Origin of the sequence: Chryseobacterium formosense (assembly GCF_900116415.1) — a bacterium.
Lineage (GTDB): Bacteria > Bacteroidota > Bacteroidia > Flavobacteriales > Weeksellaceae > Chryseobacterium > Chryseobacterium formosense.
Genome location: NZ_FPAP01000002.1, coordinates 722,177 through 741,781, shown reverse-complemented (window position 1 = coordinate 741,781; position 19,605 = coordinate 722,177). Strand labels below are relative to the sequence as shown.

Here is a 19,605-nt window from a genome sequence, read left to right as displayed (position 1 = left end):
CTGTTTATTTATTTTAATTGGTTTTTAACCACAAAGAGCACTAATGATCACACAAGGAACACAAATAGTTGTGTACTTTGTAAATCCCTTAGTGTACTTAGTGGTTAAAAATATTAAGGATTACAGAAGACCGCATTTAATTATAGCATATTGCAGGCAATTAGAAAATATATCTTAAAATGTTGAAAAATAAACAAAAACCCAATAAATTTCAGAGAATCGGTTTTCTTCTGTTAATATTTGGTCTTATCCTATATCTTAACCGAAATACTCTTATTTACAGAAATATAATTGACTATATAGATACTAAGCATATAAATGCTAAAATAATTGATAAGAAGGAAGGCGGAAGAGGTTCTCATATGTTTGAGTTTTATTCTTATTATTACGAATTTAATTTGAATGGTAAAACGTATCAGAACCCGAGCTATAATAAAAAATATAAAATTGGGGATAGCATAAAAGTTATTTATTCGAATCAATTTCCTTTCATGAATAAACCTGTTCTTGAATAATTTTTCATTAAATTTTGACAGAAGAACACCATGAAAAACTTAATTACATTAATTTTACTTTTCCTCTCAATTTATATTTTTTCGCAGAGCAAAGCTCAGCAGGAAAATTTGATAGATCTCACAGAATCAAAATGTCTTAACAAAAAAGATATATCAACTGCTGAAATGCGAAACTGTACCATAAAAGCAAAGGAATCCTGGGATCAAGAGCTCAACAAATATTATAATCTTTTAAAAAGTAAACTACCAAAATCAGCTTTTGAAAGTCTGAAAGAATCCCAGAAACAATGGATGATGTACAGAGATAAAGAATTTGCTTTCATTTCTAAGTTTTATTTTGAATTGAAAGAAGGAACGATGTGGAATATTGTTGCAGAAAACCAGAAAAAAGATATTGTAAAGAACAGGGCGCTTAAATTAAAGATGTATTATGAAAATTTAGATTATTAACATGAAAAAAATAAAGCAGAAGACTTTTTTTATTCTATGTAAATTAGCTTTGGTAATCTTTATCATCGTATTACAATCTTGCGATAAAAACCTCGGCAAAAAGATTCTGCAACTATATTAAATGAGATCAGATCAAAAAAGATTAATAAAGAAAATATTACCGAAACTCAGATCAATCCTCAGCAAAAAAGTATGGAAATTGAGGTTTTTGATGTAAATAAAATGCGCTTTAACGGAAAACTCGGCAGATTTTTTTCACTTCAAGAATTCGAAACTGTTTCGGAAAAGCAGACAGCACAAAGATTATCCTGTCGATGAAGGGGTTTTGCTGACGAATGAAGAGCAAAGAAAATTTGGAATGACCGTAGATTTTACGGATATTAATCATAGTGATATGGATAATGATGCAAATACAGAGGAAAGGAATTATATAACTGAGAAAATTTTGTCATATTTGAAAAAATAAGCTGTATAATGAATAGTAAAATATTTTTATCGGTTCTCATTTTAATAATTTTTACAGCGTGTAAATCAGCATATATCAATTCTTCAAAAAATATTATGCATGGTGGAGCAAGTAAGTCGGTTAATCTTTACGCTTTTGTAGGAAAGAAAATATCGATTACCGAATTTGATCCTAATGAAAATAATGATTTAAACAAAACTTTTCGATATGAAGTAGATGAAGAAACAGGAGATTCAGTAAAAGTAATTTCAAAACGCGATATCATGGACGGAGCTTTCAAATGCAAATATCAAGTTTTAAGAAAAATGTTTAACTATCTTGACAGTGACACTATAGAATTTATTGCCTATGATCATTATGGAACTCCGGGATTTGCAGAAAAAGATTCCGTTATTCTCTATTTATCAAAAAGTAAAGATGGAAGTCATTATTTTCATCAGAAATATCAGTACGATCAAGTGTACAGAAACAGAAAAGGAAATTATTACAGTTATCCGAAATTCAGCGGAAACGAAAGTCCTGAAACAATTAAAGGCATGACAGGTTTTGATAAAACCTTCAGCGATGAGAAGTATGATGTTTCACAACTGAATCCTGATGTTATAAAAATGTATTATCCACCAAAATTTTATAAGATTGAAAATAATTTTGCGATTCCAATTAAGGCAATTTATTTAAACAGACTTACCAATTATAGATTATCTACAACATTTAAAGATCTTTAAACAAAATGCCAGACGAGAACGAGAGAGCAAAACGCAGACAGATTCAAAAAGAATTACAGGAAAAAGCTCAGATAGAGTTTGAAAAAAGTCTTCCGGTTTCCCGTGAGATTTTTCAGAAATTGTTTGATTTTCTGGATGAAAAACTTGAAGAGCATGGCTGTGATGACAGCCTGAAACTGACGAAGCAATTTTTAGAAACTAATCATATAGAAAACATCGAAGAAGTCGAAAACTGGTTAAAGGAAAACGGTGGATTCTGCGATTGTGAAGTGCTTTACAATGTAGAAGAAAAATTCGAGTAATAATTGTAGAAATTATTAATCTTACTCAATGAAACCTAAAGATAAAAACTCAATCAATGAATCGGAGTTAAATCTTAAATTTTAAAATCATGAAAATAAAATATTTTACCCTCATTTTATTCCTTATATTCAAATTACTTTATAGCCAAAATTGTCCTGAAAAAATAAACATTTTACCAATGTATGGCGGAGTTAAAAAGTGCAAGGAACAAATAGAAAGCGATAAAGAATTCTTAGCTGAGATGGATCAACTATTTCCTAACCGACAAAAAGCGATGGAAGACAGAGTGAAATCTGGTTGGAAATACTTTTATGAAAATGATTTAGATACAGCAATGAAACGTTTTAATCAGGCTTGGCTATTAAGTCCTCAATCCTACGAAATCTATTGGGGGTTTGGAAACATAACGGCTATGAAAGGAAATCCCAAAAAAGCTGTAAAATATTTTGACACTGCCAAAAAATTGAACCCATCAAATTCAGATTTTTACGTTTCAAGTGCTTTGGCTTATTCACAAATATTTTTAACTGAGAAAAATTCTAATTTTCTAAAAATTGCGATAAGAGATTTAGAAACAGGTTTGAAGTTAAATCCTAAAAACGGAAAACTTTATTCGATGCTTTCAACATCATATTTTTATCTAAACAACATTAAGGAAGCAAAAAAGTATTTGAAAGAAGCTGAAAAGCTGGAACCTTCTTCAATCAATCCAGAGTTCAAAAAAATTTTAGAGAATAAATGATTTAAATAGTGGGAAGGATAAATGATGATTAATAATGCGGTCTGTAATAAAATGAAAAATATTTTAAGTATTATCTTATTGCTATTGAGCATCACCCAACTTTCTGCCCAAGTTCCCGATCTAGAAAAAGCAAAACGAAAATATTTCAAAGCAAATGTAATCAGCTACAAAACAACGGCTTATTATCCCAATCCAGAAACGAACGCAATATCTGTTTTCAACATATTTTACACGATTTACAAGCCTCAAAACAGAGATTTTGAATTTTACAGCAAAAATGAAACTTCAGAAGAATTTTACAAGAACAATTCGTATTACGAGGTAAATCATTCTGAAAAAACCATTTACGAATACGAAACTACAGACCATCAAAAGGTAGCGATTTCTTCATCACGACTCAGACAGTTTGGTCCTACAACACTCTTGAAAAAGAAATGGAGCTATATTGACGATACCCAAATCGATGGGAAAATTCACAGTCATTACTCAAATATAGAAAGCATAAGTCATCACGAAGGCAAAGAAATGAAAATTGAGTTTCATATTTATATTTCGGAAAATTTTACGATTTCAAAATTCGAGAGGAAAAGTTTTGTTGACGGGACATTGGGACATACAGTTACTTATTTGTTTACCAATTATATTTTCTCAGATAAAACCACCAATTTCAAAGTTATTCTGCCGAAAGATTATGCTTTAAAGTATTACGAAAGGCAAGATTCATTGCAGCCATTGAGAAAAAACACTATTGCTTTATCATTCAACGCAGTTGATATGTATGGAAAAAATTTTTCTTTTCAGCCTAAAAATGAAAAGAAAAAACTTCTGCTTTTTTCATCTACCCGTTGCGGATACTCAAAAATAATTTCTGATTACATTCTGAGTTCAGGTTTTAAATTAAATCCACAAATTGAACTCATCCATATTTTCGGATCTGATTCTAAGACAGATGTAATAAAATATTATGTAAACAAAGATGCAAAATTCCCTGTCATTGCAGATAAAAAAGACCTTGAGAAAGAATTTGGCATTAACGGTTATCCTATCCTTTATTTAATTGATGAAAATGGGACGATTGCAGAAGCTTTAGACGGTTCATCTCAGATGTTACCGTTTTTGAAAAGTTTAACGGGCAAGTAAAAAATTAAAATTGTATTTAAATTTTCACTAAATTGGGATACACTTTTTAACCCATGAAATTATATTTTATTCTTCTTTTTATTTTCAGTTTTGCTTTGTTTTCGGCGCAAAATAAACAAGACATTAACGAAACGCAAATCACTTCAGATTCTGTTTCGCTAAAAGATAAAGCCCTTTTAGAACAAAATTTGAAAGATTTGGAAACTCTAAAATCGAATTCCAAAGTAAAGACGGAAACAGAAGAGTCTCTAGCAAAAGGAATTACAATCGTCCAGGGAATCGACAGAATATTGAACTACAAAGTGAATCGTGTTTGGCGTGAAGATTTATACTGTTTGGTTTGTAGAAAAAACTATAGTTCAAGAGAAATTGCTTAATATCGGTAATAAAATAAAATTTAGACTCAGTAAGTTTTAAGAATGAAATATGTATTCATGCTTCTTCTATTAACTCTTTTGGTAAATTGCTCACAGAAGAAAACACAGAATTTAAGTTTCAATAATTTCGACATCGAAGTTGAAGGAGAATGGAAAAAACTAAAATTACAAGGAGTTGATAGTGATGTTGGAGGATTTATAACAGAAAATAATGATACTGTGAGTTTCGATTATGGACCTTACTCAAATTCTTTAGAAGAAGATATTGTCATTTTTGAAAGAAAATTTTTAAAAGAAATAATAAAAGAACATCCAGAAACCGATACTTCAAAGATGGTAATTGTTTCAGATTTGAGCAAAGTAAATCAAGAAGATTTTAAAATCAACAAAAAACATTATGAAAAAATATCAGGTTATAATGCTAAAATTGTAAGCCCAAAACGATCAGGCGAAGGAATTACTGGAGTATATTTTGATAGTTTAGGAGCATCATCTTTAGGAAAAATTAAATTTACTCTCTATGGTCAAAATCTGAATTTCAAAAATCAAAAAGAATTACTGAATGCAATCAGAACTATTAAATTCAAAAAATAATCAATTTATTTTCACTATTTCTCCTTTCTTAAAATCAATTCTAAAATGATCTGAAGCATCTCCTGAAGAAAGCTTTTCTAAAATTTTGAAGAAAGTTTTAAGCTGATTTAAAAATTGATCTTGTGTTTTCAAATTTTCAAAATTCTGTTCTAAAACTTTATATTGAGTAAGTCTTTTTTTCGGAATATCTTTTTTTGCCAGTTCATCCGCAGACTGAAATTGGTAAAGATTTAAAAGTACCTCTTCAAACTTCCATTTGGCAAAATTTCTTTTTGCTTTTTCTGAAAAATCCTGATTTTCTGAACTTAATTCAAGCAAATCTTTACCTGAAAGTTGAGAAGCTTTTTCAATAAAATCTTTTGGCCAGTCGGATGGAATAAATCGAAGCCTTACCAATTCTTTCAGATGAAATAACGTGAAATCCTGATAGTTTTTTGTTTTTAAAATGTCATGATTCCAAGTATTATTTGAATTTTTATTTTTCAAATTTTCAAATTCCTTTTCGTACAACGGAAACAATTCCGTAAATCTTGGAACTTTTTTAATGGAAACCGTTTCCACCTCAAACTCATCCTGAGAATTCACGGTTAAAATTTTATATCCCGGAATATATGCTGCTAAAGAAGGAACCTGAATATTGACCAACATTTTGTCGTTTTCAAACTTTTTAATTCCGGTATCGTTGATGTGCATATGACCTGCAAAATGCAATTTCAAGCCTGCTTTTGCAAACAACTCTGCAACCTCATCTTTTGGAACTCTGTCCATTTGCCATTTATCTTTTCCTAAAAGTTTCTGGATTTCAGAATTGGCATCATCATTAAAATCCAGAATCGGATAATGGGTAAAAGCAATCAAGGTTTTATTGTGCTTCTTAGCTTCACTCACTACTTTTTCAACCCATGAAAAAAGATGTTTTTTGTTCGTTAAAACATTATTATAACCAATAGAAGCACCGTTAAAATTATTTTCATCTTTCGGATTTCCATTATTATTTTTTGGAATATACGTATTTCCATCGATGGCCATAAGCCAAATTCCTTCGGCTGGTTCGACCACGTAAGAAAAATCAGGAACAGAAAAACCGGGACTCACTTCATACATCCTGTTGGAAAATTCCGAATCTTTTAAAGCATTTTTAAAATTAAATTCTTCATAAGAATATGTACTGAAAGGAGTTTGCCAAAACAAATCTTTTTTGGATGGATTAAAACCAAAATCTTTCATGCTGTTTAAAATTTCGAGATAACCCGACATCGCAATATCTTTGGTAACTACAGCCTTTTGATCTTTATTTTTAATAAATTTTTCGTCACTGATCATTAAAATTTCGCCACCATTTTCATCCATAAAATCAGATTTCCCACCCTGTTTCAAAAACGGATTCACCGGATCATGATTCCCTGTCGTGGTGAAAAACCTCATCTGATATTTTTTCTGATATTCATCTAAAATTTTCCTTAAACCTCGCAAATTATAGGCTTGTCCGTCATCCGTATAATCTCCGGGAAGTGCAACAATCTTGATATTTCTTTTGGCAATATCATCCAAAGCAGCGAGAAAAGCGAAATAATTTTCATTAAAAATTCTTGTCGAATGCAATTGAGAATCCATTGTTCGGAGAATGGTTTTCTTACCTGTTTTCGGGTTTTCAATTCCTTTAAAATCTGAATCTGAAAATTCCCCATACAAATCCTGAAAATGTACGTCTGCAAGAAAAGCAATTTTCACGGGTTTTTGCTGGCTTTTTAGATTAAACGAGGAGAAAAAAAGAATGAAAAATAAAATAGAAAATGATCGATTCAAAATTGAAAATTTTAATTTTGAAAGATAGATTTTTAGTTTAAACTAAATGTGGATTGTATTTTAAGTTTGATTTAATTTTTTCTTTAAAGATTGAGTTTTTTAACGCAAAGTTCGCTAAGGTTTTTCACAATTATAATAAATATTTTTTGTTCGCTAAGGCGTTTCACTCAGCAAAGACAACAAAAAAGCACCTTCAACAGGAAGTGCTTTAAAAATATTTTTATTTTTTTTAATAAATCTGCGTTATCTGCAAAATCAGCGAGAGCAAAAAAGATTTATTTCAAATAAGTTTCATACAAATCCGTTCTCCGATCTTTCAGAATCTGAACCGAACCATTGTAATGAAGGTCTTTTAATAAATTCAAATCAACATCCACAATCAACGTCATTTCTGTGTTCGGAGTCGCTTCTCCCTTTACTGCATTCGACGGAAAAGCAAAATCTGAGGGCGTGAAAACTGCAGCTTGTCCGAACTGAATATCCATATTATTCACACCCGGCAAATTCCCGACACAACCTGCAATGGCAACATAACATTCATTTTCAATTGCTCTTGCTGCAGCACAGTGACGAACTCTCATATACGCATTTTGGGTATCCGTCAGATAAGGTACAAACAAAATTTTCATCCCCTGATCGGCAAGAATTCTCGGCAATTCAGGAAATTCAACATCGTAGCAAATTACCAAACCTATTTTGCCGCAGTCGGTATCGAAAACCCGGATTTCGTTTCCGCCTTTCATTCCGTAATATTTTCTCTCATTCGGCGTGATGTGAATTTTTCGGTATTCATCAATTCTTCCGTCACGATGCAGAAGATAACTCACATTGTACAAATCATTATTTTCAAAAATCGGCATGCTTCCAGAGATGATATTGACATTATAGCTGATCGCCAGTTCGGAAATTTTAGCTTTAATTTCTTCGGTAATTTTTGCCAGCTCAATCATACTGTCGCGCTCTGAAAGATTGTTGAACGGAGCCAATAGTGGTGTGTTGAACAATTCCGGGAACAGCACAAAATCGGATTTGTAATCTCCCATCACATTCACAAAAAATTCTACCTGCTCATAAAAAGCATGAATATCTTTAAACTGCCTCATCTGCCACTGTACCAAACCTAAACGAATGACGCTGTCCTGCATCGTGTTTGGTTTTTTGCTGTAATAAATATTATTCCATTGCATCAAAACGGCATTTTCTCTTGATGCTTCATCTTCCGGAAGGTATTTTTTGAGAACTTTTATAGGCAAAAAATTATTAGAAAGCTGAAACGAAAGTACAGGATCATACATTTCTTTATCCCTTACTTTTCGAATATATTCTCTTGCCGACATTTCATGGCTGTATTTATGATAATGCGGAATTCTTCCTCCTAATATAATTGATTTAAGATTCAATAATTCACAAAGTTCTTTCCGTGCATCATATAATCTCCTCCCCAAACGTAATTCTCGATATTCAGGGTCAACAAAAACTTCGATTCCGTATAAGACATTTCCTGTGGAAATATGCGTATTGAAAGTGTAATTCCCCGTAATATCGCTATACGTATGATCATCCCCGAATTCTTCATAATTAACTATAATGGAAAGTGCAACTGCAGCAATTTTTCCGTCTACGGTGATACAGATCTGTCCGGCTTCAAAAATTTTATTCAGTTTGGCGATGCTTTTTTTTGACCAAACGTATTCTGACATTTGAGGATACGCTCGGCGCATGGTTTCTACCAATTCATCGTAATCATCCACTTTCAGGGTACGTGTTTCTATCTGCATAGTCTATATTTTTACTAAAGTTACACATTAATTCAAAAAGATTTTGCCGATTTTACTGAATAACATTATTTATTGTTCTCAATAAGTTTTGGCTAAAGCCTACAGAAATATTTATATTTTATAGCGGACTAAAAGTCCGCTCCTATTGATAAGTTTTCCAAACCACGAAAAAATCATTTCCAAAAGATTACACAGATTAGCATAGATTTTATGCTTAAAAATTCGTGAATTCGTGGCATTAATTATTTCCATGCTATAATCAGTCAATTATTTTTGACATTAAATATTCTCCATCATCTGTGAAAATCCGTGCCATCTGTGGGAGAACAAAAAAAAAGCAGCCCTTCCCAGAAACTGCTTTAAAAATCAAATCTAATACGTAAAATAATGTTTTTATTTAAACTTTAAAGCTTTTAAAATTTTGTGAAAAATCTCATTGTTTTCATACACTCCCGTAAAATTTTCCGAGCCGGAGCCGTATGAAAAAACAGGAATCAGAGTCGCTGAATGGTCATCAGTCGTAAAATCACCTTCGATGGTACTCGTTTTCATATCTCCATGCGGAATGCTGAAACCACCCGTTTCGTGGTCTGCTGTAATCACAACTAAAGTTCCAGGATTATGGTCTGCAAACTGAATGGCTTTTGTAATCGCTCTGTCGAAATCAATTCCTTCTGTCACGATAGTTCCCACATTATTACTGTGGCCGCCACTGTCGATTTGTGCTGCTTCAATCATCATAAAAAACGGTTTCTTTTTATTTTTCAGGAAAGTCAATCCATTTTCTACAACATTAGACAACAAGTTGCCTCTTCCTTTTAAAACTTGCGGAACACCATTATCAGACATAAAATAAGCCAATTTATCAGCTTTATTTCCCCCAATCTCTTCCGGCTGATTAGCTATTGAAAACTGATGTTTGGGTGAAATTTTAGATTTTCCTCCTGATGCAAAAAAGGTGAGTTTGCTCGTCAGTAAATCTTCTGCAATTTCTTTTTCCATTCCACGGTCTTTTTGATGGGCATAAAATGCAGATGGTGTTGCGCCTACAATTTCGTCGGTTGTAATAACTCCTGTGTTGAAGCCTTTTTCAGAAAGAATTTCTGTTAAGTTTGGTATTTTCTTTCCTTCGGCATCAACTCCGATGAATCTGTTTTTGGTTTTCTTTCCGGTTGCAAAAGCAGTTGCTCCGGCTGCAGAATCGGTTGTAAAATTATCTGCGGCAGTTGTTTTTATCAAACCAATATTTTTTAACTGTGTTAAAGTTAACTGACCTTTATTTGCCAAAACTGATGAAGAAATCTGCGAAAGTCCGTTTCCGTCGCCGATTAACAGAATAACATTTTTTACAGGAACATTTTTCTTCAGATAAGAAAATTTAGGCTGATATACTTCAGAGAAAACGGCATTGGTAAATGTTCTATGCTTTAAATTTTCAACATATTCCACACATTCTTTCGGGTGATCCGTATTAATAAAATCGACTCCATTGTGTGCAAAAAATTCCCACGATGTTTTTCCGTCGGGAATTGCCCAGAATCTGAAAGGCTTTCCGAATGATTTCGCTTTTTTAATCACTTCGGTCACTTTAGGCAAATCGTCTTCCGTTAAACCGCCTTTTCCATTCCAGACTGAATATTGTTTGAAATTTAAACTTAATAAAGCCACTTTTTCCAATTGAGCTGCCGTTAAATCGTCCAGTTTCTGATAATCAAATAAAATAAAATCAGGATAAGAATTATACTCTTCCGGGTGTGGCTGATTTCCCGAAATCACAAATTTCACTTTCTTCTGAGCCGTAATTTGAGGATATTTCTGAATGATCTTTACAATCTGAGCTAAAGTTGTTTTCGCATCAGTTTTAATGTCAATCAGGATCTGTAAAGATTCCTGCTTTATCATATTCATAGACAAAGCTTTATCAATCGGATTCAGGTATAAACTTTCAAACGTTCTTTCTTTGGTAATATCTTTCTGATTATGGGCAACAAACAATTCGCTGTTTTCAAGAAAAACATCCGCTTCAATCGAATGTGCACCAGAACCTAAAGCGTACCAAAACGGAACTTTCTGTTCGTAATCGTTGTGAGAATGAATTTTAGCTGTTTGTGCAAAAGTTGTCGCAGCAAAAAACAAGATAATAAATCCTGTGATTTTTTTAAAATTTAAATGCATAAGATTCTTTTAAAATTCAAGTTATTTAATCTTGATTCCACTCTTTTTTAAAGCTTCAACCAATTTGTGATAGATTGTATTATTAGGATAAACTCCTGAAAAAAGTTCCTGACCTTTTCCCATCGCAAAAACAGGAACCAAAGCTGCAGTATGCTGATTGTCGATAAAATTGACCTGAACTTTATTTCCAATTTCTTTTTCTTTTCCTGTCACTGCATCTTTTTCTGAGTATTTCCCGATGCTTGCGCCACCTGTTTCGTGATCGGCTGTAACAACCAATAACGTATTTGGATTTTTCTTGATGTAATTGATGACCACGCCGATGGTTTTATCAAAATCCAGCACTTCTTTAGTCATCATTTCAGGATCTTTCGCATGACCGCCCCAATCGATGAACGAACCTTCGACCATCAGGAAAAACGGTTTATTGTTTCTAGCAAAATAATCTAAAGCGGCCTGTGTCGCTTCAGGTAAAAAATCACCTCTTCCCTGAACTTTATTAGGCAACTCATCCTGAGCCAATAAATACAGATTTTTCTTCCCCGAAATTGGTTTTGATAATGAAACTGTATCTATTCTGTATTTTTTATTTAATTCTGATAAAAGGTTTTTTCCGTCTTTTCTTTTGTTGAAAAATTTCAAACCTCCGCCTGCAGCAAAATCAACATCAGATTTTAAGAATTCTAAAGCAATATCTTCATGCAAATCACGATCTTTCACATGAGCATAATAAGAAGCGGGTGTTGCATGGGTAATTGAAGTAAGACTTACCAAACCCGTCTGATAATCATTCTTCTGAAGCTGTTCTAAAATCGTTGGGATTGCTATAGAATCTTTATCTACTCCAATGGCTCTTTTGTAGGTTTTTTTCCCGGTCGACAAAGCTGTCGCTCCGGCTGCAGAATCTGTAATCAGATTGCTTGTGGAAGAGGTTTCAGAAAGCCCGACAATTTTAAATTGAGTAAAATTCGGCTCTGAATTTCCAAAATAAAAAGCAGAGGTAACTTGCGAGACTCCCATTCCATCTCCGATCATAAAAATGACATTAAGAGGTTTCTGTTTTTTTTGAGCTGATAACAATGCTGTAAAAAGAAGCAAAGAAAAAGTCGCAATAGCCCTGAAATTGACGTTTTTGTAACAATAATTCATAATCGTTAGATTTTTAATAATACTTATAAAACAAAACAAGGGCACAAAATTAGAGATAATATGGTATCAAAATGTAGCTAATAAAATCAATAAAACCAATGTTAACAGAAAAACCATTGATTCTAAAAAGATTAAAAAAATTTGTTCACACAAAGTTTTCCTAAATTTAATTTTTGACAATAAAATTCACGTTTTATTAATTTTAAAAACAGTTTACTTAATGTTAATTTAACAGTTTTCAGCGTTCCACCGAATTAATTTTGCACCAAAATAATAAGGAATGAAACGTATTTATCTCGTGCCAACTGTTTTGATGGGCTGTGTCAGTTTAACATTTGCACAAAAAAAAGAATCCGACACCATCAAGGATGAAAACAGATTAAAAGACATCGAAGAAGTTGTCATGATCGGTTACGGTTCTCAAAAGAAATCTGACGTAACCGGAGCTGTAGGATCGCTAAAAAGCGAAGATTTCAATAAAGGTATGGTTGCAAACGTTGGCCAGTTGCTTCAGGGAAAAATTGCCGGAGTAAATGTAGCGAATGTAAGTGGTGAACCGGGAGCTAACCAGAATATCATCATCCGAGGAGTCGGAAGTTTACGCTCAGGAACTACTCCACTTTACGTGATCGACGGTTTTGTAATCGATAACAGTAATACAGGAACAGCTAATAACCCAATGAATTTCATCAATCCTGATGATATCGAATCAACAGACGTACTGAAAGATGCTTCTGCAGCCGCAATCTATGGTGCAAGAGGAGCAAATGGTGTCATTATTATCACTACTAAAAAAGGAAAAAAAGGAAGAACTCAGATGAATCTTTCTTCTAACCTGACGATTTCAAATCTTGCCAATAAAATGAATGTTTTCGGTGCTGATGAATTCAGAAGACAGGTAACCGCAGCCGGAGGAAAACTTGACGATATGGGCGGAAATACCGATTGGCAGGACGAACTAACAAGAACAGCCGTTTCTAAAAACGTAAACTTTTCTGCATCAGGAGCCACTGAAAACTCAAATTATTATACTGCTTTAGGATACGAAGATCAGGAAGGAATTCTTTACAACAGCAATTTGAAAAGATATTCCGGGCGTATAAATGTTTCGCAAAAAGCTTTTGATGGAAGATTAAAAATTGACTTCAACCTAAACGGAACAAGAACCGAAAACAACAGACCTAATGCAACTGATATAGTTAGCAATATGCTAACATGGAATCCTACATACCCTGCATACACAGACGGTGCACCAACTGCTGTTTTTAACAATGGTAGTTTCAACCCAATAATTCGTCGTGATATTTACAAAGATTTTACAACAAACAACAGAATTCTAGCCAACATTTCTCCTTCCGTAGAAATCATTAAAGGATTGACATATAAATTGAATTTAGGCGTCGATTATTCTACAGCTGAAAGAGTGATCCAAAATATGCCGAATGCCATTCCTCTGGAAATCGGAAGTTTAAATCTAAGTACCTATTCAAACAACAATACTCTTGTAGAGAATACATTAACTTATAATTTTAAAATCAACAGCCATGATTTTAATGTAATGGCGGGACACTCTTATCAGAGATTAATGCTGACTTCAAGAGGATGGTCTTACCAAAGCTTCCCCATCAACGGAATCGAGCCACAGTACCAAATTCCGGCTGCGGGAGCAACAAACCAGACAACATCGATTATTGCCAATAAAAATGAATTACAATCATGGTTTGGAAGAGTAAATTATGACTTTCAGGATAAATATCTTTTAACCGCAACATTAAGAGCCGATGGATCTTCTAAATTCGGAGCAAACAACAAATACGGATTTTTTCCTTCAGTTGCTGCAGGATGGAATATCAGTAAAGAAAATTTCCTTTCAGAAGTAGAGCAAATCAACAATTTGAAATTAAGAGCAAGCTGGGGTAAAACCGGAAATCAGGAAATCCCGGGTAAGGTAACAAAGAAAAGCTACCGAGCAGATGCGAGCGGAACTGCACAGGCAACCTACCCGCTGAATGATAGTGGAAATTATCCTATCGGAATATATCTTGTAAGAGCAGACAATCCGGATTTACAATGGGAAGTGACCAAGCAAACCAATATCGGATTAGATTTTGGAATTTTAAATAATAAATTAACGGGTACTATCGATTTCTTCAAAAAAGTATCTGATAACATTATCTCGGAGATATATCCTGTAGATCCCATTGCACCAGATCGCACAACATGGAAAAACATCCCGAACATGCAGATCAACAATACCGGTTGGGAAATTTCATTAAACTACAACAGCGATTCGAATAAAGCATTTACATACAGCATTGGAGGAAATACTTCTTTCATTAAAAACAAAGTGAAAAATTCTCCATACCAGGTAATTACCACAGGAGAAGCGCAAGGTCCGGGAACAACCAACGCAGTGATTAATGGTTATATTAATAATGAGCCCATCGGAACTTTCTTCGTAAAAGAATTTTTAGGATTGGATGAAAAAGGCACCAATATCTTCAGAGATCTTGACGGAGATGGAACGATTACAGATAATGACAGAATTGCAGCAGGAAGCGCATTGCCGGATTTCACCTACAATCTGTACCTGAAAGCAGCTTACAAAAATTTTGATTTAGGTTTAAATTTTAATGGAGTTGCAGGAAATATGATTTACAACAACACGGCTTCAACCTTGTTTTCGAGAGGCAGACTGGGATTATCACACAATACGACAGATGCTGCTACACAGTTTCCTAACGAAAGTGTAAACAACACCAATGTAATTTCTACAAGATACCTTGAAAAAGGAGATTTCTTCAGACTAAACAATGCTACTTTAGGATACAATTTAAATCCTAGAGTGTTGGGAATCGGCGATCATATCAGAAATATCAGATTTTCTGTAACAGCTCAGAATTTATTTGTAATTACGAAATATTCAGGTTTTGATCCTGAAATTAATACAGGTTTATCTCAGGGAGGAATTCAGTCATTCGGGATCGATTACGCTACCTATCCTAAAGCGAAAAGTTTTGTATTCGGTGTAAACGTAGCATTTTAATTAACCATTTAAAAAGGAAAAAATGAAAAATAAATTTTTAATCTCAATTCTTAGTTTAAGTGCTCTTGCTCTTGTAGGATGTACCGATCTTGAAGAACAGGTGATCGACGAGTCTCTTGAGGCGCAAACCACAACACCTGTTGAATCTTTTGTTGCTCCGGCTTACGGACCACTTCCAGATGCATTTACCCATACCAAAAACTATGGACTTCAGCTTATAAGCTCCGATCAGGCTATTCTTCCGCCAAGAGGAAGCGGAAACGACTGGTATGACGGTGGAAAATATATTGAACTTCATCAGCATACAACAACCACGACCAATGTTGTCGTACAACAAACATGGGACGCCATGAGACTGATGCTGTCGAGAACCGTAACTGCCATCGAAAAACTACAGTCTCTTGCTTCAACAGACCCTAATGCAGCAAAAGCCGTATCTGAAATGCGTGCCTTAAGAGCTTATTACAATATGCTAATGCTTGACTATTGGGGAATTGCATTCAAAAAAGATTCTACAACCCAAAATTCTCAGATTTTAAGAAAACAGGAGGCTGTATCTTATATTGAAAGTGAATTTCTTGCCGTTGTAAATGAGCTTGATAATTCAAAAGGCCCGGGACGAATTTCTCAGGCTGCAGTAAACGGATTTTTAGCACAGCTTTATCTGAATGCCGCAGTTTACAGAGATCCTTACGGAACTCCTGCTTTTGCCGCTGGAGATATGGATAAAGTCATTGAATATACCAACAAAGTGATTAATTCAGGATTATACAGTCTTTCCTCTGAATATTTTGCCATATTTGATGACAATAATCATTCAAACAAAGAATTAATTTTTGCCATTGATCAAAGACAGGACCTTAATACTTCTCACAACAGATTGGGATACTGGTCGCTTTCAGGAAGTCAGTATCCTTTGGCAGCTTTTCCTAAAGCAAACGGAACAGATGGTCCTGCCATAACCTCGGATTTTTATCAAACTTGGGTTCAGGCTTACGGAAGTACAGATCCTGCACAAGTTGATGCCAGATTTTATAAAGAAAATTTAGTAGTTCCTAATAATTTAAAAGATTTAACAGGAATTACTCCGGCAAATGATTCCAATCATTATTTCTTAGTTAACGGTGCAACGTATGAAATCAACAGAGGAATTCAGAGAGGAATTCAATGGGGACTTAGAAATGCATCAAACGGACAGCCATTTCAAACTGTAAACGGACAATACAAAATATACCCAATCATCGAGCAGAGAAACGGTTTTGTAAACTACGTGAATCACACCTTAGAAATCGATCTTGAAAACCCGAACAACAAAGATTACACGGATGGTTACAGAGTTTCAAAATACCAGTTTTCAAGAACTTCAGATACCGGAAGAAACAGAGGGAATGCAGACATTGTACTTCTCCGTTTAGCTGATATTTATCTAATGAGAGCTGAAGCTCAGCTGAGAAAAGGAAATTCAGGAGCGGCCTTAGCCGATGTAAATTTGGTAAGAGCTTCAAGAACAGCAAGACCTTCAGTAACACCTCCTGCTCTAACTACCATTAATCTTGAATTGCTTTACCGAGAAAGAGGATTTGAATTTTACTGGGAATATTCAAGACGAACAGATATGATCAGATTCGGGCATTATGAAGATCCTTACACTTCAAAAACAAATGCAGATCCGAGAAAAAGATTGTTCCCGATTCCACAATCGGCAATCGACGGAGCAGCAGCAGAACCTGGATATTTGGTTCAAAACGCTGGTTATTAATTCTTTTCAACTATATTTTCAATCAGGAAAACCGTTTTCAAATTGTGAGAACGGTTTTTTGTTTTCTAAAATTTCATGTTATCTTAAATGAAAAACACCAGCGTAAAAGCCAGTGTTTCAAAGGGACGAAAAAATTATTCTATTTATTGTTTTTGAATTTTATATAATCTTCCGGCATCAGTAATTGCATAAAGTGCACCGTCATTTCCTTGGGTAATATCTCTGAAACGCTGCATTTCACTTGCAAGCAAACGCTCTTCACCTACCACTTTATTATCTTTAATAACCAGTCTTACAATATGTTGTCCGCTGAGAGCTCCGATGAAAAGACAGTTTTGCCATTCCGGAATATTATTTCCTTTGTAGAAGGTCATTCCGCTTGGTGAGATTACAGGATCCCAGTAATAAACTGGCTGTTCCATACCGCTTTGCTGCTGAATGCCACCGCCGATAACTGCCCCGCTGTATTCAATACCGTAAGTAATTGTTGGCCACCCATAATTTTTTGCAGGCTGTACTCTATTGATCTCATCACCACCACGAGGTCCGTGCTCACTTTGCCATAGTTCACCTGTTGTTGGATGAATGGCAATTCCCTGTGGATTTCTGTGACCGATGCTGTACAATTCCGGCAAAGCTCCAGCTTGACTGAATGTCGGATTTCCCGGCGCAGGTGCTCCGTCTTTCGTAATTCTTAAAACTTTACCGATTGCTGCTGTTACCGACTGCGCTAAAGGTCTTGTTGAAAGATCTGATCGTTCACCCACACTTACCAATAGATTTCCTGTGGAATCAAATAAGATTCTCCCTCCGTAATGTAAATTTCCGGCAGAAGAAGAAGGGTTTGCACGGTAAATAACCGTTGCATTTTCAATAGTGGTTTCTGAAGTAGAAAGCTTTCCTTTTGCAACAGAAGTTTGCGTTCCGCCAGCTACATTTTCAGAAAAAACCCAATAAATCATTCTGTTTGAAGAAAATTGAGGATCTATACAAATTCCCAACAATCCACCTTGTCCTGTTGAATTTACGGCAGGTATTCCGGTGATGGCATTTCCTACCGCTCCGCTATTGGTCACTATTCTCATAGTGCCGCCTTTTTGAGTGATAAGGAGTCTCCCGTCAGGCAAACTGGTGATTCCCCAAGGTGAAGCTAATGATGAGGTTAAAACCGTGCTTGTGAAAGGTGTTTGGGTTTTCACGCCATTCACTCTGGTTTGTCCGGCAAAAGCAGGGGAATAGGTTGTGTTGGCTTGTCCCGTTTCTACTGGCGGATAGATCGCTTCATTTCCGGGTTCTTCGATTGGTTGTTCAATGTCATCAGAACAATTTGCTAAAAACATCGCAGATGCCAATAGCAGGTAATGTACTTTAAATTTCATATTTTAAGATTTGGTGATCTGATTTCGAAAATCATAATTTTCAGTTTGCAAAGCATCAAAGTTTGCGCCAATAATCAGATATTATTCAAAATAATTCACTTTTTAACATTTTAAATTAAAGTCATTATCAGAATTTATTCAGTCTGAAATATTTACAAAAAAACCTTCCATTATTCTGAAAGGTTGATTTATTTAATATTAAAACTATAATTAGTTTAAAATCTCGTTCATTTGCGTTAAAATAACCGGTTTTCCGTCGGTAATTAAAATCGTATGCTCGTGCTGAGCCATGTAGCCGCCTTTATTGCCAACCATCGTCCAGCCATCTTTCAGCTCAACCGCAATGGTGGAATCTGTAGAAATAAATGTTTCTATGGCTACAACCGAATTTTTTTTAAACCTTCTGGTATCAAAACGGTTTCTGTAGTTCATTAATTCATCCGGCTCCTCATGAAGACTTCTCCCGACACCATGACCGCCAAGATTTTTAATGACTTTATAACCTTTTTTCTTTGCTTCGGTTTCCATTAGAAAACCGATGTCTGCAATTCTTACTCCGCCTTTTATATTATTAATGGCTTTATTTAAAATAAATTTTGAAGCATCAACTAATTTCTGATGCTGATTAATATCTTTTCCAACCACAAAAGATCCACCATTATCTGCCCAAAAACCGTTGAGCTCTGCAGAAACGTCAATATTAATTAAATCACCATCTTTTAAAGTTCTTTCGGAGTTAGGAATACCGTGGCAGAATTCATTGTCAACGCTAATGCAGGTCCAACCCGGAAATCCGTAAGTAAGGTAAGGTGCGGATTTAGCACCAAAATCTGAAAGTATTTTAGCACCATATTCATCAAGATCTTTAGTCGTCATACCAACTTCAGCATAATTTATCATTTCTTTTAAAGTATAGGCTACTGCCTCACTTACTTTCTGCATTCCGATCAGTTCGGCTTCGTTTGTTATTGACATGATAGAGTTTTTTATCAGTGTAAAGGTATAAAAAAAAGAAATTTTAATTCTGAAGATCCATTAAAACAAGAAACTTATTAATTGAAATTAATGGAAGATTAGATAAAAAAAAATTGGAAGTATAAATACTTCCAACTTAAAGAATATATAGACATTGTGTTTTTGGAGTTTCACAATTCATAAGAACTATGAAATACAGATTGTTATCAAACGAATATGCATCTTT

The 19,605-nt window shown here is 34.4% G+C and carries 16 protein-coding genes; 10 read left to right on the top strand and 6 right to left on the bottom strand.

Features of this window, described 5'->3' with window-relative positions; all coding sequences use genetic code 11:
* Window positions 1-179 precede the first annotated feature (179 nt).
* The 8 genes from BM371_RS09675 (at window position 180) to BM371_RS09640 (ending at window position 5,312) form a co-directional block, all read left to right on the top strand.
* The gene (locus tag BM371_RS09675; protein ID WP_034673817.1) at window positions 180-515 is read left to right on the top strand and encodes a hypothetical protein; all 336 of its coding nucleotides are present in this window, start codon (window positions 180-182) and stop codon (window positions 513-515) included.
* A 30-nt stretch (window positions 516-545) separates the two neighbouring features.
* On the top strand, window positions 546-965 hold the full coding sequence (locus tag BM371_RS09670; RefSeq protein WP_034673816.1) for a lysozyme inhibitor LprI family protein: 420 nt from the start codon (window positions 546-548) through the stop codon (window positions 963-965).
* A 474-nt stretch (window positions 966-1,439) separates the two neighbouring features.
* Window positions 1,440-2,156 (top strand): hypothetical protein, encoded by a 717-nt coding sequence (locus BM371_RS09665; protein WP_034673814.1) that lies wholly within the window; start codon window positions 1,440-1,442, stop codon window positions 2,154-2,156.
* Window positions 2,157-2,161: 5 nt separating this feature from the next.
* On the top strand, window positions 2,162-2,458 hold the full coding sequence (locus BM371_RS09660) for a DUF2695 domain-containing protein (RefSeq protein WP_034673813.1): 297 nt from the start codon (window positions 2,162-2,164) through the stop codon (window positions 2,456-2,458).
* Window positions 2,459-2,547: 89 nt separating this feature from the next.
* A complete protein-coding gene (locus tag BM371_RS09655) occupies window positions 2,548-3,201 on the top strand; it encodes a tetratricopeptide repeat protein (RefSeq protein WP_034673812.1) in 654 nt (217 codons plus the stop codon).
* 51 nt (window positions 3,202-3,252) lie between these two features.
* On the top strand, window positions 3,253-4,341 hold the full coding sequence (locus tag BM371_RS09650) for a TlpA family protein disulfide reductase (RefSeq protein WP_131430872.1): 1,089 nt from the start codon (window positions 3,253-3,255) through the stop codon (window positions 4,339-4,341).
* 53 nt (window positions 4,342-4,394) lie between these two features.
* A complete protein-coding gene (locus BM371_RS09645) occupies window positions 4,395-4,718 on the top strand; it encodes a hypothetical protein (RefSeq protein ID WP_034673809.1) in 324 nt (107 codons plus the stop codon).
* Between the two features lie 57 nt (window positions 4,719-4,775).
* Window positions 4,776-5,312 (top strand): hypothetical protein, encoded by a 537-nt coding sequence (locus BM371_RS09640; protein ID WP_131430870.1) that lies wholly within the window; start codon window positions 4,776-4,778, stop codon window positions 5,310-5,312.
* Here the strand turns inward: BM371_RS09640 and BM371_RS09635 are convergent, their stop codons facing one another.
* From BM371_RS09635 to BM371_RS09620, 4 genes are all read right to left on the bottom strand, one after another.
* On the bottom strand, window positions 5,313-7,043 hold the full coding sequence (locus BM371_RS09635) for a metallophosphoesterase family protein (protein WP_228376704.1): 1,731 nt from the start codon (window positions 7,041-7,043) through the stop codon (window positions 5,313-5,315).
* Window positions 7,044-7,393: 350 nt separating this feature from the next.
* The gene (locus tag BM371_RS09630; protein ID WP_034673803.1) at window positions 7,394-8,896 is read right to left on the bottom strand and encodes a carbon-nitrogen hydrolase family protein; all 1,503 of its coding nucleotides are present in this window, start codon (window positions 8,894-8,896) and stop codon (window positions 7,394-7,396) included.
* Window positions 8,897-9,289: 393 nt separating this feature from the next.
* On the bottom strand, window positions 9,290-11,071 hold the full coding sequence (locus tag BM371_RS09625; protein ID WP_051882594.1) for an alkaline phosphatase: 1,782 nt from the start codon (window positions 11,069-11,071) through the stop codon (window positions 9,290-9,292).
* A gap of 21 nt (window positions 11,072-11,092) precedes the next feature.
* Complete coding sequence (locus BM371_RS09620; protein ID WP_034673801.1) at window positions 11,093-12,220, bottom strand: alkaline phosphatase; 1,128 nt, start codon at window positions 12,218-12,220, stop codon at window positions 11,093-11,095.
* 280 nt (window positions 12,221-12,500) lie between these two features.
* Here BM371_RS09620 and BM371_RS09615 point away from each other — a divergent pair, with 280 nt between their 5' ends.
* Both BM371_RS09615 and BM371_RS09610 read left to right on the top strand, forming a co-directional pair.
* A complete protein-coding gene (locus tag BM371_RS09615) occupies window positions 12,501-15,266 on the top strand; it encodes a SusC/RagA family TonB-linked outer membrane protein (RefSeq protein WP_051882592.1) in 2,766 nt (921 codons plus the stop codon).
* A gap of 22 nt (window positions 15,267-15,288) precedes the next feature.
* On the top strand, window positions 15,289-17,025 hold the full coding sequence (locus BM371_RS09610) for a RagB/SusD family nutrient uptake outer membrane protein (protein WP_034673799.1): 1,737 nt from the start codon (window positions 15,289-15,291) through the stop codon (window positions 17,023-17,025).
* Window positions 17,026-17,168: 143 nt separating this feature from the next.
* Here BM371_RS09610 and BM371_RS09605 read toward each other — a convergent pair whose 3' ends face one another.
* Both BM371_RS09605 and map read right to left on the bottom strand, forming a co-directional pair.
* Window positions 17,169-18,404: a PQQ-dependent sugar dehydrogenase gene (locus tag BM371_RS09605; protein WP_034673797.1), complete on the bottom strand. Its 1,236-nt coding sequence runs from the start codon at window positions 18,402-18,404 to the stop codon at window positions 17,169-17,171.
* Between the two features lie 210 nt (window positions 18,405-18,614).
* Complete coding sequence (gene map, locus BM371_RS09600; protein WP_034673794.1) at window positions 18,615-19,379, bottom strand: type I methionyl aminopeptidase; 765 nt, start codon at window positions 19,377-19,379, stop codon at window positions 18,615-18,617.
* Between the last annotated feature and the right edge of the window lie 226 nt (window positions 19,380-19,605).

Coding starts and splice junctions, on each gene's coding strand:
- BM371_RS09675 (WP_034673817.1), top strand. CDS start 180: ATGTTGAAAAATAAACAAAAACCCAATAAATTTCAGAGAATCGGTTTT.
- BM371_RS09670 (WP_034673816.1), top strand. CDS start 546: ATGAAAAACTTAATTACATTAATTTTACTTTTCCTCTCAATTTATATT.
- BM371_RS09665 (WP_034673814.1), top strand. CDS start 1,440: ATGAATAGTAAAATATTTTTATCGGTTCTCATTTTAATAATTTTTACA.
- BM371_RS09660 (WP_034673813.1), top strand. CDS start 2,162: ATGCCAGACGAGAACGAGAGAGCAAAACGCAGACAGATTCAAAAAGAA.
- BM371_RS09655 (WP_034673812.1), top strand. CDS start 2,548: ATGAAAATAAAATATTTTACCCTCATTTTATTCCTTATATTCAAATTA.
- BM371_RS09650 (WP_131430872.1), top strand. CDS start 3,253: ATGAAAAATATTTTAAGTATTATCTTATTGCTATTGAGCATCACCCAA.
- BM371_RS09645 (WP_034673809.1), top strand. CDS start 4,395: ATGAAATTATATTTTATTCTTCTTTTTATTTTCAGTTTTGCTTTGTTT.
- BM371_RS09640 (WP_131430870.1), top strand. CDS start 4,776: ATGCTTCTTCTATTAACTCTTTTGGTAAATTGCTCACAGAAGAAAACA.
- BM371_RS09630 (WP_034673803.1), bottom strand. CDS start 8,896: ATGCAGATAGAAACACGTACCCTGAAAGTGGATGATTACGATGAATTG.
- BM371_RS09625 (WP_051882594.1), bottom strand. CDS start 11,071: ATGCATTTAAATTTTAAAAAAATCACAGGATTTATTATCTTGTTTTTT.
- BM371_RS09620 (WP_034673801.1), bottom strand. CDS start 12,220: ATGAATTATTGTTACAAAAACGTCAATTTCAGGGCTATTGCGACTTTT.
- BM371_RS09615 (WP_051882592.1), top strand. CDS start 12,501: ATGAAACGTATTTATCTCGTGCCAACTGTTTTGATGGGCTGTGTCAGT.
- BM371_RS09610 (WP_034673799.1), top strand. CDS start 15,289: ATGAAAAATAAATTTTTAATCTCAATTCTTAGTTTAAGTGCTCTTGCT.
- BM371_RS09605 (WP_034673797.1), bottom strand. CDS start 18,404: ATGAAATTTAAAGTACATTACCTGCTATTGGCATCTGCGATGTTTTTA.
- map (WP_034673794.1), bottom strand. CDS start 19,379: ATGTCAATAACAAACGAAGCCGAACTGATCGGAATGCAGAAAGTAAGT.